Source organism: Nocardia carnea (genome assembly GCF_029869215.1).
GTDB classification, from domain to species: domain Bacteria; phylum Actinomycetota; class Actinomycetes; order Mycobacteriales; family Mycobacteriaceae; genus Nocardia; species Nocardia carnea_B.
Genome location: NZ_JARWPM010000134.1, coordinates 1 through 14,311 on the forward strand (window position 1 = coordinate 1; position 14,311 = coordinate 14,311).

13 protein-coding genes are annotated in these 14,311 nt (G+C 68.1%); 3 read left to right on the plus strand and 10 right to left on the minus strand.

What is annotated here, in order from left to right:
- Window positions 1–491: 491 nt before the first annotated feature.
- Window positions 492–1,469, minus strand: coding sequence for a YdcF family protein (locus QH276_RS08600; protein WP_280397501.1), 978 nt, complete (start codon window positions 1,467–1,469; stop codon window positions 492–494).
- Window positions 1,470–1,888: 419 nt separating this feature from the next.
- On the opposite strand from QH276_RS08600, the gene QH276_RS08605 reads away from it, so the two are divergent.
- Window positions 1,889–2,518: an SMI1/KNR4 family protein gene (locus tag QH276_RS08605; RefSeq protein WP_280397502.1), complete on the plus strand. Its 630-nt coding sequence runs from the start codon at window positions 1,889–1,891 to the stop codon at window positions 2,516–2,518.
- 132 nt (window positions 2,519–2,650) lie between these two features.
- Here QH276_RS08605 and QH276_RS08610 read toward each other — a convergent pair whose 3' ends face one another.
- Window positions 2,651–3,718, minus strand: coding sequence for a hypothetical protein (locus tag QH276_RS08610; RefSeq protein WP_280397503.1), 1,068 nt, complete (start codon window positions 3,716–3,718; stop codon window positions 2,651–2,653).
- A 198-nt stretch (window positions 3,719–3,916) separates the two neighbouring features.
- Window positions 3,917–4,522, minus strand: a complete 606-nt coding sequence (locus QH276_RS08615; protein WP_280397504.1) for a TetR/AcrR family transcriptional regulator — start codon at window positions 4,520–4,522, stop codon at window positions 3,917–3,919.
- Window positions 4,523–4,599: 77 nt separating this feature from the next.
- On the opposite strand from QH276_RS08615, the gene QH276_RS08620 reads away from it, so the two are divergent.
- Window positions 4,600–5,808: an FAD-dependent monooxygenase gene (locus QH276_RS08620; RefSeq protein ID WP_280397505.1), complete on the plus strand. Its 1,209-nt coding sequence runs from the start codon at window positions 4,600–4,602 to the stop codon at window positions 5,806–5,808.
- Window positions 5,809–5,926: 118 nt separating this feature from the next.
- On the opposite strand, the gene QH276_RS08625 is transcribed toward QH276_RS08620, so the two are convergent.
- On the minus strand, window positions 5,927–6,418 hold the full coding sequence (locus tag QH276_RS08625; protein ID WP_280397506.1) for a pyridoxamine 5'-phosphate oxidase family protein: 492 nt from the start codon (window positions 6,416–6,418) through the stop codon (window positions 5,927–5,929).
- Between the two features lie 237 nt (window positions 6,419–6,655).
- Here QH276_RS08625 and QH276_RS08630 point away from each other — a divergent pair, with 237 nt between their 5' ends.
- Window positions 6,656–7,174: an RDD family protein gene (locus tag QH276_RS08630; protein WP_280397507.1), complete on the plus strand. Its 519-nt coding sequence runs from the start codon at window positions 6,656–6,658 to the stop codon at window positions 7,172–7,174.
- 87 nt (window positions 7,175–7,261) lie between these two features.
- Here QH276_RS08630 and ppc read toward each other — a convergent pair whose 3' ends face one another.
- The 6 genes from ppc to QH276_RS08660 all read right to left on the minus strand — a co-directional run bounded on the left by ppc (window position 7,262) and on the right by QH276_RS08660 (window position 14,158).
- Window positions 7,262–10,105 carry a phosphoenolpyruvate carboxylase gene (gene ppc, locus QH276_RS08635; protein ID WP_280397508.1) on the minus strand — a complete coding sequence of 948 codons (2,844 nt, stop codon included), beginning with the start codon at window positions 10,103–10,105 and terminating at the stop codon, window positions 7,262–7,264.
- Window positions 10,106–10,190: 85 nt separating this feature from the next.
- Window positions 10,191–10,610 (minus strand): VOC family protein, encoded by a 420-nt coding sequence (locus QH276_RS08640; protein ID WP_280397509.1) that lies wholly within the window; start codon window positions 10,608–10,610, stop codon window positions 10,191–10,193.
- Window positions 10,611–10,694: 84 nt separating this feature from the next.
- Complete coding sequence (locus QH276_RS08645; RefSeq protein WP_280397510.1) at window positions 10,695–11,387, minus strand: hypothetical protein; 693 nt, start codon at window positions 11,385–11,387, stop codon at window positions 10,695–10,697.
- A gap of 204 nt (window positions 11,388–11,591) precedes the next feature.
- Window positions 11,592–12,152 carry a GNAT family N-acetyltransferase gene (locus QH276_RS08650; RefSeq protein WP_280397511.1) on the minus strand — a complete coding sequence of 187 codons (561 nt, stop codon included), beginning with the start codon at window positions 12,150–12,152 and terminating at the stop codon, window positions 11,592–11,594.
- 243 nt (window positions 12,153–12,395) lie between these two features.
- Window positions 12,396–13,577, minus strand: coding sequence for a Cmx/CmrA family chloramphenicol efflux MFS transporter (locus QH276_RS08655; RefSeq protein WP_280397512.1), 1,182 nt, complete (start codon window positions 13,575–13,577; stop codon window positions 12,396–12,398).
- Between the two features lie 275 nt (window positions 13,578–13,852).
- Entirely contained in the window at window positions 13,853–14,158 is a 306-nt protein-coding gene (locus tag QH276_RS08660) for a nitroreductase/quinone reductase family protein (RefSeq protein ID WP_280397526.1), read from the minus strand.
- Between the last annotated feature and the right edge of the window lie 153 nt (window positions 14,159–14,311).

Sequence of the window (14,311 nt, forward strand, 5' to 3'; positions counted from 1 at the left end):
GAATCGGCGGATCAGATCGTGGAAGAACACGTCCGGATAGCCAGGACGATAGCGGGCATAATGCCATGCCGTCCCTTCGAACAAGCCTTCCGTCCCGTGGATCGAATCGGTCATCCCCCACCTTACTGTCGTCACGGCGGCGCCGAATGTGATGCGTCATAGAGGCGCAGGCGCGCGGCCGGGCAAAACGGCTCGCCAGGATGCCACCGCCCGCTCTAGCGTTTGCGGGTCTGCCGATCCCACACGCTCGGTGCGTGAACACAGCAGTCGGTGAAACGTCCAGGTCCGATGGGAAGCGAGCATCGCACATGAGTACCGGTCCCCGAATCCGCACTACCGCCGGGACAGTAGTCGATATCGTTCGCAGAAGTGCGTCGCTCGTGCACACCGAGCCCGACGCCGGTTCGGACGCGACTACCAGCGAATTCTTACCGCGCCAGTGACCGGGAGCGGCAAGGGAGGAAGCAGTTCGCTCGGCCGCAAGGCGGTTGTCAGTATCGACGTTCGGCGGGCCGGAAGGTTTCACTGAGTCGGTCGTAGGCGTCGCGAACCTCGCCGGGGATGTCCTGTCGGACAATGTGGCCTTCGGCGGGGTACTCGTCGAGGCGTTTGATCTCTCCCATGGTGACCGCCACGATCGATTTCGGATGCGGCGCTGTATCGGCATCGGGCCGGTTGCCGTACTTCATGTAGTTTTCCAGGGAGACGTCCGCGGTGCCCATGGCGACATGATCGACCGAAACACGCTTGCCGTTCACGTCGGCAATGCCCTGTTGCATGACCGTGGCCCATACCCGGCGTGCGTGGAACGGGGTGCACACCCCGATGAGCGAGGAGATATCGCGGCCGTGGTCGGCGAGCATCTGGGTCGAGAAGACAGCGTTTTGCCCAGTGTTGGCGGCCTTGGGTTCCTCGATGATCTGTCGGGAATCCAGTCCCATCTTTTCCGCAGCCAGCCGGAATTTGGCTGCTTCGCCGTTGCTTCCGGAGAAGACGACAGGGACATCGCCGAGCCCGTGGTCGCGGACCAGGTTCGCGACCACGGAGGCGCCGCCGATGTCTTTGCTGCCGAAGAAGATGATCCCTCCGTAGTTCCGTGCTGGATCGATTTCCCATTTCGGGTCGTAGCGCAGGTAATCCCACAGTTTTCCCAGGTCCGACAGCGCCCGGTCGGTATCCACCCCGCGATCGCGGAGTTCCCCGAACCAAGCGGTGTAGGCGTCTTCCCTGCGTCCGCCGTAGACCTGATCGTTGCTGATCAACGCTCGGGCGGACGCATCGATCGGTATCGCAGCGTCACGTTCGGCACGAAGGAACATTCCGGCCGATGCCCGGGTCTCGCTGATCAGTTCGCGCTCTTTGCCGACCGCATCCGAGATACCGGTGGTCACGGCGCGGACAACTCGACCGGCGGCGTCTCGAGCAATCCCGGCCGGGTCGTTCGCATCCGGCAGATCTGGGCCGCGCATCCATCCTCTTGGAACTCATCATCTGAAGCGACGCACAAACCATGCCCGCTGCCGGCCCACTGAGGCTAGTCCCGGTCCTTGGTTCTCCGCATCTGCTGGAATTCTCGGATCTGGGTACTTGTCCATCAATCATGCTTCGGTGGACACCACACGGGTCGGGGGTTCAGCGCCTCGTGGTGGCGAGGTAATCGTGCCCGCCGACAAGGAAGGCGTGCCCGTTTGCGATGGGGGCGTCCATTGCGGCGACGATGGCCGCAGCGAAATCGTCGACGGTGGGCAGGGGCTCGTGGTTCGGCGGGCGCCGACCGCGTCGGGATCGCGGTGCCCAGAACGAGTCGACCGCGCCTGCGAATCGGCGTTCTGGCACTCGGTGCGAATCCGGCCTCCGGGGTGTCGGTATCGGTCGCTACGGTCACCGCATGTCTCACCCCGCTCCGGACACATTCGACCAGGTATGGGCTCGGTTTCTCCATCACCTCCGCATGTACTCGCCCGCCTCTGCCGCGACCCTGCAACCCGGCGCTACCGCCGAACAGATCGCGCACCTGGAAGCTGTCCACGGTTTCGCCCTACACCCCGACGTCCGGGCACTGCTCGAACATCACAACGGCACCGTGCAGGTCAATGGGAACGCCGTCGAAGGCGCCGAATTCCTACCGATGGGGTACATGCTCGACCCGATCGACCGTATCCTCGCCGGTCACCAATGGCGAACCACCTTCAGCGCCGAGAATCGAGCACTGGGTTTCGATGAGGAGACTCTCTACGGCCACGCAGACCGATGGGTTCCGATCGCTCACTCCATCGACGCCGGTATCTTGTTCGTCGAGCACCGTCCCGGACCTACCTACGGTCATGTCATCGAATTGGGCATCGGCTCGGGCGATTTCGAGGGCTCCCTGTGGGCCGGCACGCTGTCGGAATTCTTCGACACCCTCACTCACTGCCTCGACACCCGCACCCCCTTTCACGACCAGACCCCCGGTGTACGGGAGTCGAACGGCACCGAGGATACCTATTTGTACTGGGGCTTCGGCGGGGACGCGTGACCTCCCCCGAGAGGCGTATATCGGGCTGAAGGACACGAACGCACCCGCGCTCGGTCTCCTCCCATCGGAGAACGCGCACCGGCGGACGCCGGCAATACGCTCACTGATCGGCACAAGTGCCGGTTCGCCTTTTCAGAGGCGTTGAGTCCCCCACTGCACGAGCTTCTCAACAGGGATGTTCCATGCCCGCACCGCGGAGTTGGGCACGAAGGTCGTGATCTCCGGAAGATCCTCCAGGTCCGGGACGGTGGCGAGGAAGTGGAGGTATCTGCCGTCTTCGAGCCGGGTCGAGAAGGGTTGCTCACTATCGTCGGGTTCGGGTTCGAACAACAACTCGGGCTCATCGGCGAGCCACGGTTCCAGCAGATCCTCGACTTGGGCGAAGGTGACTTTGTTGAGCCAGTCCCGTTGTGGCTGTCCTGTGACGTAATCGTCGATCAGCGAAAAGCAGAGAGCCGACCAGTCTTCGATATCGCTCGCTCGGCACCGGACGGCCAGTCCTTCGATGTCGAAATCCTCTATCTGGGGGTTCGGATCGCCCGCAGGCAAGCTGACCGAGCCGCCGTCGATGTCCTGGCCGTCGGCACCGAACGCACCCAAGGCGGAGTCCACTTCCGCGGCGAATGTGTTGTATTCGTCGAGTGTGAAGAATTCGCACCAGGCCGGTACTGCGTCGCGCGTGGTGGGTGGGGCTGCGCGCTCGGCGTTCCGGCAGGCGGCCAGCAGCGGGCCGGCGGATTTCTGCAGGGTGCCCCGAGCGCGGTCGCGCACCAGCTGCCGCAGATAGAATTCCGGGATCACACCGTTCGTGAATTCTGCCGGGGTGTTGGAGCGGATGACCGGGGTGCGGTTGTAGGGGTTGAGGTCGTCACCTGGACGGTCCTGATACCCCCAGCGGGCCGGTGCGACACGCAACAGGACTTCACCGATGTATCGCACCGTACCGGTGGTGAACTCCGCATTGTCCTCGACGTCGATGGCCGCCTGGTCCGGGAAGCGTGCGAGCACGATCGGTTCCAGCGCGTTCAGGGAGTCGAGGGTGAAGTCGAACGGAAAGTCCGCAGGCAGGTAGGAACGGCGCCACTGCGCCAGCGCACTGCCCATGCCGGCCAGCCAGCTGTCCAGAAAGACGCGCGCCGGCTCGGTCATATTCCTGCGGTCCTCGGCCATGTACGCCTCGGCTGGGTCATTCTCATGCACGGTGTCCATCCTCGCGTACTGCCGGCGGGTTCCCATTTTTTGGAAACACGCTCGATCTCCGACCCCGAACGTCGGTCGATGCACCAACCATGCCCGGCGATCACGTTGCCGGACATCACCGATGCGGCATGGTGAGCAGGGCAGATTTCTGCTTCCCGAGCACCAGAGCCACACCCGTTGCGAGGCCGGCGCCGAATGCTAGCGGTCCGTGGTGCCCACCGAGTCGGGGCGCCGGGGGGCCGGTCCGGCGACATCCCGGTCTCCCAGCGCCGCGCAGGCGGCATCCACCGCCGCCGTCCGTAGTTCGCCGACCGGGACATCGGCCAGCAGGACCAGGCAGTCACCGAGGCCGCCCAGGGCGACGATGGCGCGTGCGCGGTCCGCGACACCGGCGTCCGGACCCACCAGCAGCGTGGTGAGGCGGCGGCGCCAATCCACCACATTCCGCAGGAAACCCAGCTCACCCAGGGGCGCGATATCCCGGAGCAGCAGCGCGGTCACCGCGCGGTGCTCATACGAGACATCGAAGTAGCGGGTGAGCAATTCGCGCGCGGCCACCGGTTCCCTACCGGCTCGCGCCTCGTCGGCGGCGATCACGGCTTCGACATCGTCCACCAGCGGCTGTACCAGGCTGCGCAGCAGTTCCTCGCGGGACGAGAAGTGGTAGTACAGCGCGGGTTTCGTGATTCCCAGGCGCTCCGCGATCTGGCGCAGGCTGGTCTCCCGGATACCGCGGGTGGCGAACAGCTCCAGCGCGGCGGCCTGGATCCGCTCGCGGGTCTCGGTGGAGCGCGGTCGGGGCATCGCCCGAGTCTAGCGCGTTGACCGTCCGGTAAGTAAACTCGTTTACCGACCGATAGGTAAACAAACTAGGTGGCGTCGTGAACATCTTGATCTCGGGCGCGAGCATCGCCGGCCCGGTGCTCGCGTACTGGCTGAACCGCTTCGGCTTCACCCCGGTGGTGGTGGAACGCACCCCCCGTCCCCGGCTCGGACTCGGCGGCCACGCGGTGGACCTGTTCGCTCCGGCCGGTGCGGTGATGGACCGGATGGGGCTCCTGTCCCGGCTGCGGGCGGCGAGCGTCGAGACCTCGGCGCTGCGATACGAACGTCCGGGCCGCTCCCCGATCGATATCGATCTGCGCGATATCTCGGCGGCCTTCGCCGACAGCCGGCACCTCGAGATCATGCGCGGCGAACTGGCGGCGATCCTGCAGGACGCCACCGCGGCGGACGTCGAGTACCGGTTCGGTGATTCGATCGCGACGCTGCACGAGGACACGGACGGCGTCGAGGTCACCTTCGACAGCGGCCGCACCGGCCGGTTCGATCTCGTCATCGGGGCCGACGGCCTGCACTCCACTGTCCGGCGACTGGTCTTCGGCCCGGAAGACGAACTCGCGCACCACCTCGGTGCCTATCTCGCGGTCGGCACGCTACCCAACTACCGGAATCTGTCGACGCATACCGTGCTGTACAACGCGGTGGGCCGGATGGCCGCGATGTACCCGGTGGCGCAAACCGGCGCGGCGCGCGCAGTGTTCCTGTTCCGCCGCCCCGGCGAGGTGGACCACGACCACCGCGATATCGACACCCAGCGCCGGCTACTCCGGGCCGAGTACCGCAACGAGGGCTGGGAGATCCCGCGCCTGCTGGACGAGATGGATCGCGCGGACGATTTCTATCTCGACTCGATCAGCCAGATACATCTGGACTCGTGGTCCCGCGGCCGGGTGTCCCTGGTCGGCGACGCCGGGTACTGTCCCGGGCCCGCGGTCGGCGGTGGCACCACACTGGCCGTGGTCGGCGCCTACGTACTGGCCCGCGCCCTCGCGGACGCCGGCGGTGCGCACGAGGCGGCCTTCCGCGCGTACGAAGAGCAACTCGGCGACTACGTCCGCCGTTGCCGTGCCGTGGCACCCGGCGTGCTGCGCCGGGGCATTCCGCGCTCACGCGCGCATCTGCTCCTCAGCGAAACGGCCCTGCGCGTACTCCCTCGCCTCCCGGCTTCGCTCAGTAAGCGGCTGATGTCCGGCGGCGCGAGCGCCACACTCTCCGATTTCGCCGTGCCCGATCACATCGCGAAGTAGCCACCGAGGTCAGGGGAACAGCGCGCCGGTCGCCGACACGCCCCTGCCCGACGCGACACCGGCGTTCGAAGGTGGCCGGCCGCATACTCGCCACGTGGCAGGTGGCAGGCCGGACGAGCTATCGCTTCTCGACGACCCGCTCCCCTTCACCCGGCTTCCAGATGGTGATCTTCAGCAGGTCGTCACCGACCTCCACCGAGGAGGCCGAGGTCAGATCGGCGACGAAGAAATGGTCGAAGGGCTGACCGCGCAGATCCATTCCGCTGTCCTCGTACAGGAATTCGGCGAACCGGGCGTGCAGGGCGGTATCCGGATCGTCGATCACGACGCCGAACAGTTTCGCGTCGCCGTCGGAGACCATGGTGTCGACCGTCGCGGTGTGCAGGCAGAACCGTGGATCGCGCAGGAGGTCACGGAATTTGGTGGTACCCGGCATTCCGGCGATCACCAGTTTCTGCTCGAAGATCATCGGTTCCACCGGGCTGATCCGGGGATAGCCGTCCGAGCGCAGCGTCGCGAGCATGCACAGGTTTCCCGTCGCGAGATGGCGGCGGCGGAAGACCGCACTGATATGCGGCGCTTCCGTGGTGAATTCGCTCCATGTTGTCATGACGCCGACGGTACGACGCCACGGTGACATCGCAGGTCGCGACGGGCCGCGCGCACCGGAAATCCGGCGGCCGCATCTCCCCGGTTGCGTAATCGTTGCCGGTGACGGCGATAGGCATCGCCGCGGTGCGGCCGGCAGCATCACCCCGAGCCCACCGGAGCGCGATCCGGGCCCCGAATTGCCGAGCCGACCGGCGAGCCGGCTGCTAATCTCGGCCGGCGAGGGAGGTACACGACAATGGGTCTGTCGATTCAACATCCGAATACTGTGTCCGACGGTGGGTTTCGGTTCGCCCCGTGGCATCGGCGATTGCTGGCCGGTTTGGTCGACGCGTTGCTCGTCGGGGTGGTGTTCGGACTATGGGTGGTCGTTGTCCGCACTTCGCCGGAGTGGATCGGGCCGCAACCAGAAGATCTGGGGAACGGCCTGGGCTACGCCGAAGCGATCGAAGACCGCCGAAATATCACCCGGTGGCTCACCGCAGCGATGCTGTTGTCCACTGCGATCGTTGTCGTGGCGAATACGATCATCGCTCAGGGCATTACCGGTCGCACACTCGGGAAACGGATCACCGGGCAAATTCTGATCGACCCGGGGACGGGTCGGCCGGTCGGGGCCGGCCGGGCGTTGCTGCGGCAGCTCGCGCATATCGCCGACGCACTACCGTGCTATCTGGGGTATTTCTGGCCGCTCTTCGACGAGCAGCGACGCACCTTCGCAGATATCGCGGCGCGAACTGTTGTGGTGAGGGACTAGCGCACGAAGGGTCCGGCCCACGACGAGGCGACGCCGGATTGCCGCATGTGATCGCCCGCGTGGCCCGGAAGTGGCGCACCGATAGGGTCACCCGGAGTTGCGCAGCGCGGTCGCGAGGCCGTTCATGGTGAGCAAAATACCGCGTTTGACCAGTTCGGAATCGTCCCCGGCGCGCAACCGGCGCAGCAGTTCGACCTGCATCTGGTTCAGCGGTTCCAGGTACGGGAACCGGTTGTGGATGGATTCGGCCAGCGACGGGTTGTCGGCCAGGAGATGATCGTTGCCGGTGACGGCGGCGTGCATGGCCACGGTGCGGGCGTGCTCGCGTTCGATCATCCCGAAGATCCGTTCGCGCAACTCGATATCGTCGACGAGTTCGGCGTAGCGCGCCGCGATCGCGAGATCGCTCTTCGCCATGACCTGCGCCAGGTTCGACAGGACGGTGCGGAAGAACGGCCAACGCCGGTACAGGTCGGACAGGCGCGCGAGCCGGGCGGGATCGCCGTCCACCCATTCCTCGAGCGCGGTGCCGGTGCCGTACCACCCGGGCAGCATCACCCGGGCCTGACTCCAGGACATCACCCACGGGATGGCACGGAGATCGGCCACGGATTTCGTGGGTTTCCGGGAGGCCGGACGGCTGCCGATATTGAGATCGCCCACCTCGGCGACCGGGGTCGACTGCCGGAAGTACTCGACGAAGCCGGGGGTGTCGTGCACCAGCCGCGCATAGGCGGCACGGGCCCGGGCCGCCAGCTCGTCCATGAGCGCGTACGCGGCCTCGGCGTCGGGCCCCAGGCCCTCGACATCGAGCAGTGTCGATTCGAGGGTGCCCGCGATGAGCGATTCCAGGTTCCGGTACGCCGAACCGGGCTCGGCGTATTTCGCGGCGATGACCTCGCCCTGTTCGGTGAGGCGTAACGAGCCGCGGACCGCGCCGGCGGGCTGGGCCAGGATGGCGTCGTAGCTGCGCCCGCCGCCGCGGCCCACGGTGCCGCCGCGACCGTGGAAGAGCCGCAACCGGATCCCCTGTTCGCGGGCCAGTTCCACCAGGTCGAGTTCAGCGCGGTAGAGCGCCCAGTTGGCGGCCAGGTAGCCACCGTCCTTGTTGGAATCGGAGTAGCCCAGCATCACCTCCTGCCGCATCCCGCGGGCGGCCACCAGATCCCGGAACTCCGGTACTCGCAGAGCCGCGCCGAGTGTGGCCGCACCGGCGGCGAGATCCTCGATGGTCTCGAACAGCGGCACGATCCCGGCCGGGCAGGACGGGGCGCCGCCGGGCTCGCCGGGATCGAGCAGGCCACCCTCCTTGAGCAGCAGCGCCGCCTCGAGCAGATCGCTCACCGACGTGCACATGGAGATGATGTAATTCGGTATCGCCTCCGGGCCCAGCGCGGCCACGACCTGGGTGGCGGCACGGATGATGCCGAGTTCCTTCTCCGCGAGTTCGCTCAGCCGGGCATGCGGGCCCAGCAGCGGGCGGCGGGTGCGCAGCTCGCGAGTGAGCAGATCGACCCGCTCGGCCTCGGGCAGGCTCGCGTAGTCGGGGTGCACCCCGGCCCAGGCGAGCAGTTCGGCCACCACCTGTTCATGGGTTTCCGAGTTCTGCCGCATATCCAGGCCCTGGAGATGGAATCCGAAGGCCTCCACGGTGTGCCGCAGCACCGCGAGCCGGTCGTCGGCGAGCAAACCGTCACCACCGGCGCGCAACGAGGCGTCGACGGCGTCCAGATCGTCCAGCAGCTCCCGCGGGGACGCATAGGGGCGGACACCGGATACCACGGCACCCCGGCCGGTGAAGTCGCGCAGCGGGCTGTCGAGCGCGGCCACGGAGTCCGGCAGGGTCGCCGCAGCGTCGGTAGCGCTCGCCCCCACCGCATACAGCGCGTTGCGCGCGGTCACCGTGAGCCGGGCCCGGATCCCGTAGAGCGCCCGGCGGTACGGTTCGTCGGCATGGGTGTCGGGATCCGGGTAGCCCGCCTCGGACAGCGCCTGCAGCGCGGGAGTCACCGGGACCAGGCGCGCCGACAGCGCGAGGGTTTTCTCCAGTTGCGCCAAATCGCGCAGGTAGCGCCCGAAGGCGACCCCGGCGGCCTGGGCGGCGGCGGTCCGCACCACCTCGGCGGTGACGTACGGGTTGCCGTCCCGGTCGCCGCCGATCCACGAGCCGGTGCGCAGGATCGGTTTCGGCAACAGCCGCTTATCGGGCCAGCGGGACCACAGCGCCGCGCGCACATCGGCGTTGAGCGCCGGAATCACGTCGAGCAGCGTCAGTTCGTAATACCGCAGCCCGACCGCGATTTCGTCCTGGATCCGCAACCGGGACAACCGGATCAGCGCCGTCCGCCACAGCGTGAGGACCTGGCGCCGGATCTCCCGGTCGAGCTTCGGCTGTTCGGCGGCCGGCGCGCGCAGCCGCTGCCGCATCAGCTCGGTGATCCGGGCCTGGGTGTCGAAGACCGTGCGCCGGCGGGTTTCGGTGGGGTGGGCGGTGATCACCGGTGACACCAGGGCATCGGCCAGCAGTTCCGCCACCCGCTCGCCCTCGATACCGGCCGCGTCCAGTTTCCGGTAGGTGGCGGCCAGCGAGGAATCCTGCGGCGCCTCCCCCGCGGCTTCGTGTACGGCGCGGCGGCGGTCGCGCTGGATATCCTCGGCCAGATTCGCCAGCAGTACGAAATAGCTGAACGCCCGGATCAGCGGCAGGGCCACCGCGATATCCACCCCGGACAGCATGTCGGCGACGGCGCTGCGCTGCACCTCCTCCCGGCGCACCCGGAACGCTTCGACCCGCACCTTCTCGACGAGGTCGAAAACCTCCGCCCCCTCGTGATCGCGAATCGTGTCACCGAGTACGCCACCGAGGAAGCGGATATCCTCCCGGAGCGGCCGGGTCGCGTCGTTTCCACTGCCGGTCTGCGCATCACCCATGGTCAGACAGTATGGTCGGCCGGGCCGTCCACGGCTGTGACGACGCACACGGCGCGGCCCAACCCGCGGCCGAACGGACCCCGGTTCAGCCGAGAGGCTGGGAGAACCGCAGGAAATTCCCCCACGGGTCGGCGAAACCGCAGTCGCGCACACCGTAGGGTTGATCGACCGGTTCCTGGGTCACCGTGACACCGGCGTCCCGCAGGCGCGCGAAGGTGGTATCCACCGAATCGGTGGTGAAGATGAGCGTTCCGTGCGCGCCGGCCGTGAGCCGCCGCCGCGCTTCCGCCTGCTGTTCCGGGTCGGGCACCATCGACGGCGACTCCAGCAGGAACTCGATACCCGGTTGCCCGGCCGGTCCCACGGTCACCCAGCGCACCGGGCCCAGCGGGATATCGGCCCGCACCTCGAGACCGACCACATCGCGGTAGAACTCCAGCGCCTCCTGCTGATCGCCCACCAGCAGGGCGACATGCGACAACGCGAGATCTTTTCCTGTGCTCATCTCTCTCCTCCGTACCTTCCGGAATCACGTGTGCCGCCGAACCGCGCCACCGTCATCACCTCCGACGCCACCGCCGTCCGGAATTCATCGCTCGCCGGCCGTCCGCTCCGGCGACGGGTGCACCGGCGCGCGCCCCGGCCCGGTCAGCCAGACCGCGGTCGCGACGGTTCCCCAGACGAAAACGAGTTCGGCGGTGTTGGTCAGCAACATCGGCGGCATCGCGGCCGAGACCACCGTCATCGTCACAGTCGTCACCGTCCACAGCCGGTAGCCACGGTGCCGCCACACCGCGACGGCGGTCACCAGCACCACCACGACGGTGATCACGGGTGGCAGCAGGCCTGCCGGGGACGAATGCTCGGTCGTATAGCGGACCGTCCCGGCCCATTCGGCAGGCACCAGGGTCAGCCGGGCGAGTTCGCCGGACACACCCAGCGCGATCACGCCGAGGGTCACGCCGTAGACCACGGCCCGGACGCCCGGCCGGCGCGCCCAGGACACGCCCGCCCGGCCGGCCACAACCCGCGCCCACGGCATCAGCAGGGGTGTGAGCACGATATGCGCCACGAACCGCAACGCCGACAACGTCTCCAAGGTGGCACCCACACCGATCCAGCGACCGGCCGCCAGGACGGCGTTGTCATAGACCAGGGCGGCGCAGACGACGGCGGGTACGACGAAGACCCGGTCACCGGTACTGCGGTACCGGAGCACACACCACGCGACCAGCGCCGACTCCGCGGCGGCGAGGACTGCGAAAAGTATCGAAGCCGGCACCCGAGACCCTTTCCGGCCCGCCGACGCGCCGGCCGCGGACCACCCTACTGCGGCCGATCCGGATCCGGGCCTCGGGCTGCACGCGGCAGGCGAGTCTCCGACCCGCCCCTGGCCCGCACGGGCCGGCCGACTGCGCCGAACCTCGGCACGACTACCCCTACCGGACCGGCGGTGACCGGAGGGCCACGCCGGCACGGGGTGCCGCTACGCGGGACGTGACTGCGGGACGATGTCGACGGTGGCAGGGACGAACTCGGGCGGCCGCCCCACCACATTCTCGAGGATTTTCTCGAATCGGAATCGCCCACCGATCTCACTCACCTCGGCGTAGCCCGCGGCCGTGTAGAGCCCGCGCGCTTCGGGCTGCCGGTCGCCGACCGTGGCGAACGCACGCCGGTAGCCCAGCCGGGCCATACCCGCTTCCAATTCGGCGAGTACCTGGGTGGCGAGCCCGCGCCGGCGCTGTTCGCGTGCCGTCCAGAGCCTTTTCGGCTCGGCGGTGGTGGCGTCGAAGCGGCGGAACCCACCGCCGGCCACCGGTTCGCCGTGTTCCATCAGCACCACCAGATCGCCGTGCGGAGCCGTGAAGTCCGCGGCCGGCCGGTCGCGCATCCGGCGGTGTATCGCACCGGCCGTGCCGCCGTACCTGATGCTGAATTCGATCGCGAGTTCCGCGAGCAGCGCCGCCGCCAGCGGATGATCGGGTCGCACATGGTAGATAGGCCGTTCCCGCGCACGCCGATCGATAGCCGAAAGTGTTCTCACGCGCCGTACCTCCATCACCCCTGGCCGCTGCGCCACACCACCACGGCCACTCCGGATGGTCGTCCGAGCTTAACCGACCGGACCTGCGGAAACACCGGTTCGAGTCGAGTGTCACGAAACTCTGGACACCGTTACGTCGCGTTTACACCACCGCCGGTTCACCCGGTGGCAACCGGAGCGCGTCGGGAAAGGCCCCGAACCGGCCGCCGGACAGTGCTTTCCGGCGCCCGGCCGGGACCTCGGCTACGCGACCACGGGTACCGGCGGGCGCGGACCACCGGCCAGCACCCGACGGCACCCGGCGGCCGACAGCAGCACGACGGCCACCAGCGCACCACTGCTCACCGCCGGACCGAGCGACCCGAGTCCGCTGCCGAAGGCCACACCCGCGATGACGGGCCCCACCGCGGCGCCGATATTGAGCGCCGCCGTCGCATAGGATCCGCCCATGGTCGGTGCGGCCGCCGACTCGTACAGCACCCGAGTGATCAAGGTACTGCCCAGCGCGAAGGACAGGCCGCCCTGGACGAATACGAGGATCAGCAGGATCGTCGGCCGGTCCGCGGCCGCCGCCGTGGCGAACCAGCCCGCACACAGCAGCGGCCCGGTGACCGCGACGAGACCGCCGGGGCGGGTATCGGACAGCCGCCCGGCAATCGTCACTCCGACGAAGGATCCGGCGCCGAAGAGCACCAACGCCACCGGCACCCACCACTCACCCAGCCCGGCCCTGCCGGTCACCAGCGGCGCGAGAAAGGTGAAGGCGCCGAAGGTGGCGGCGTTCACGAGCGCACCGAGCAGCATGACGGCGAGGAGCCGCGGCCGTACCAGCAGGGCGAGTTCGGCGGCGAGATCCGGAGCCGCGGCGCCCGCATCGCGCCGCCGCGCCGGGATCCCGGTGAGCACACCGACCGCGGCGGGCAGGCAGATCAGCGCGACCGCCCAGAAGGTGACGCGCCAGCCGAAAGCCGTCCCGAGCAGCGCACCGCCCGGCACGCCGGCGATGGTGGCGATCGTGGTACCGGAGAGCAGCACCGCCAGCGCCCGGCCGCGCTGCCCGGCCGGCACGAGGGAGGTCGCGGCGGTCAGGGCGACGGCGAGGAATCCGGCGTTCGCGAGCGCGGCCACCACCCGGGTCGCGACCAGCACCGCGAAGCTGCCGGTGACGGCCCCGGCGATATGTGCCGCCAGGAACAGGGCGAGGAATCCCAGCAGGCTCGCCCGTACGGGACGGTTGCGCGCGAGCGCGGCCATCAGCGGCGCGCCGACGACCATTCCGACCGCGAAGGCGGAGGTGAGCAGACCGGTAGCGGCGATATCGACGCCGAGGTCGGCGGCGATATCCGGAACCAGTCCGGCCAGCATGAATTCCGAGGTGCCCATGGCGAAAACCGCCAGGGCCAAGAGGTAGAGAGCAGAGGGCATCGACAACACTCCGAGGTGCGAGAGACAGGACAGAACGTCTCGCCACCCCGGTCAGCGACCCGGAGCGTAGCGGTGAGCGGTGCCGTCGGGGCGGCACCGCGGGAGAAAGCGGGTTCAGGGGCTGACGGGGGTGACCGACAGCCCCGCTCTGGATGCCTCCGGGCTCGACATGCCGGGCACGCTACCGCATGCGCCGCGCCTCGCGCATATCGTTTTCGCCTGTGCCGCCCGCCGGTCGGCCCATCAGCCGGTCGGGCGGCCGGCCGGTCGGGCGGTCAGGTGCGAGCTTCCGGCCGGACGTGCACGGTGACCCGGCCCTTCTCGTCGCGACGTGCCGTCGCGTGCCCGCGCACCTGTCCGTCGCGCAGGTGCAGCAGGATCGGGCTGCCCTCACCGAGAAAGTTGCGCCACCAGGTTTTCTTATCCGGCATGGCGACGCCGATGACGTATTCGTCACCCTTCTTCAGATAGTTGACCGGAGTACGGAAGACGCGGCCCGAACGCCGGCCCACGTACTCGATCTCCACGAAACCCTTGCCCAGCAGCGGGCCGAGAACCGGCACCCGCATGAGGGCGACCATCCCGGTATTGATACCTCGGACCGCACGGCCCACCAGTGTCGTCGATGCCACGGAAATCCTCCTGGTCGAATGCGACGATGCGCGCAACCATGACGACACTAACGGTTTTCCGGAAGCCCCGCGCGACCCACCGGGACCGATCCCCGGGGCTTC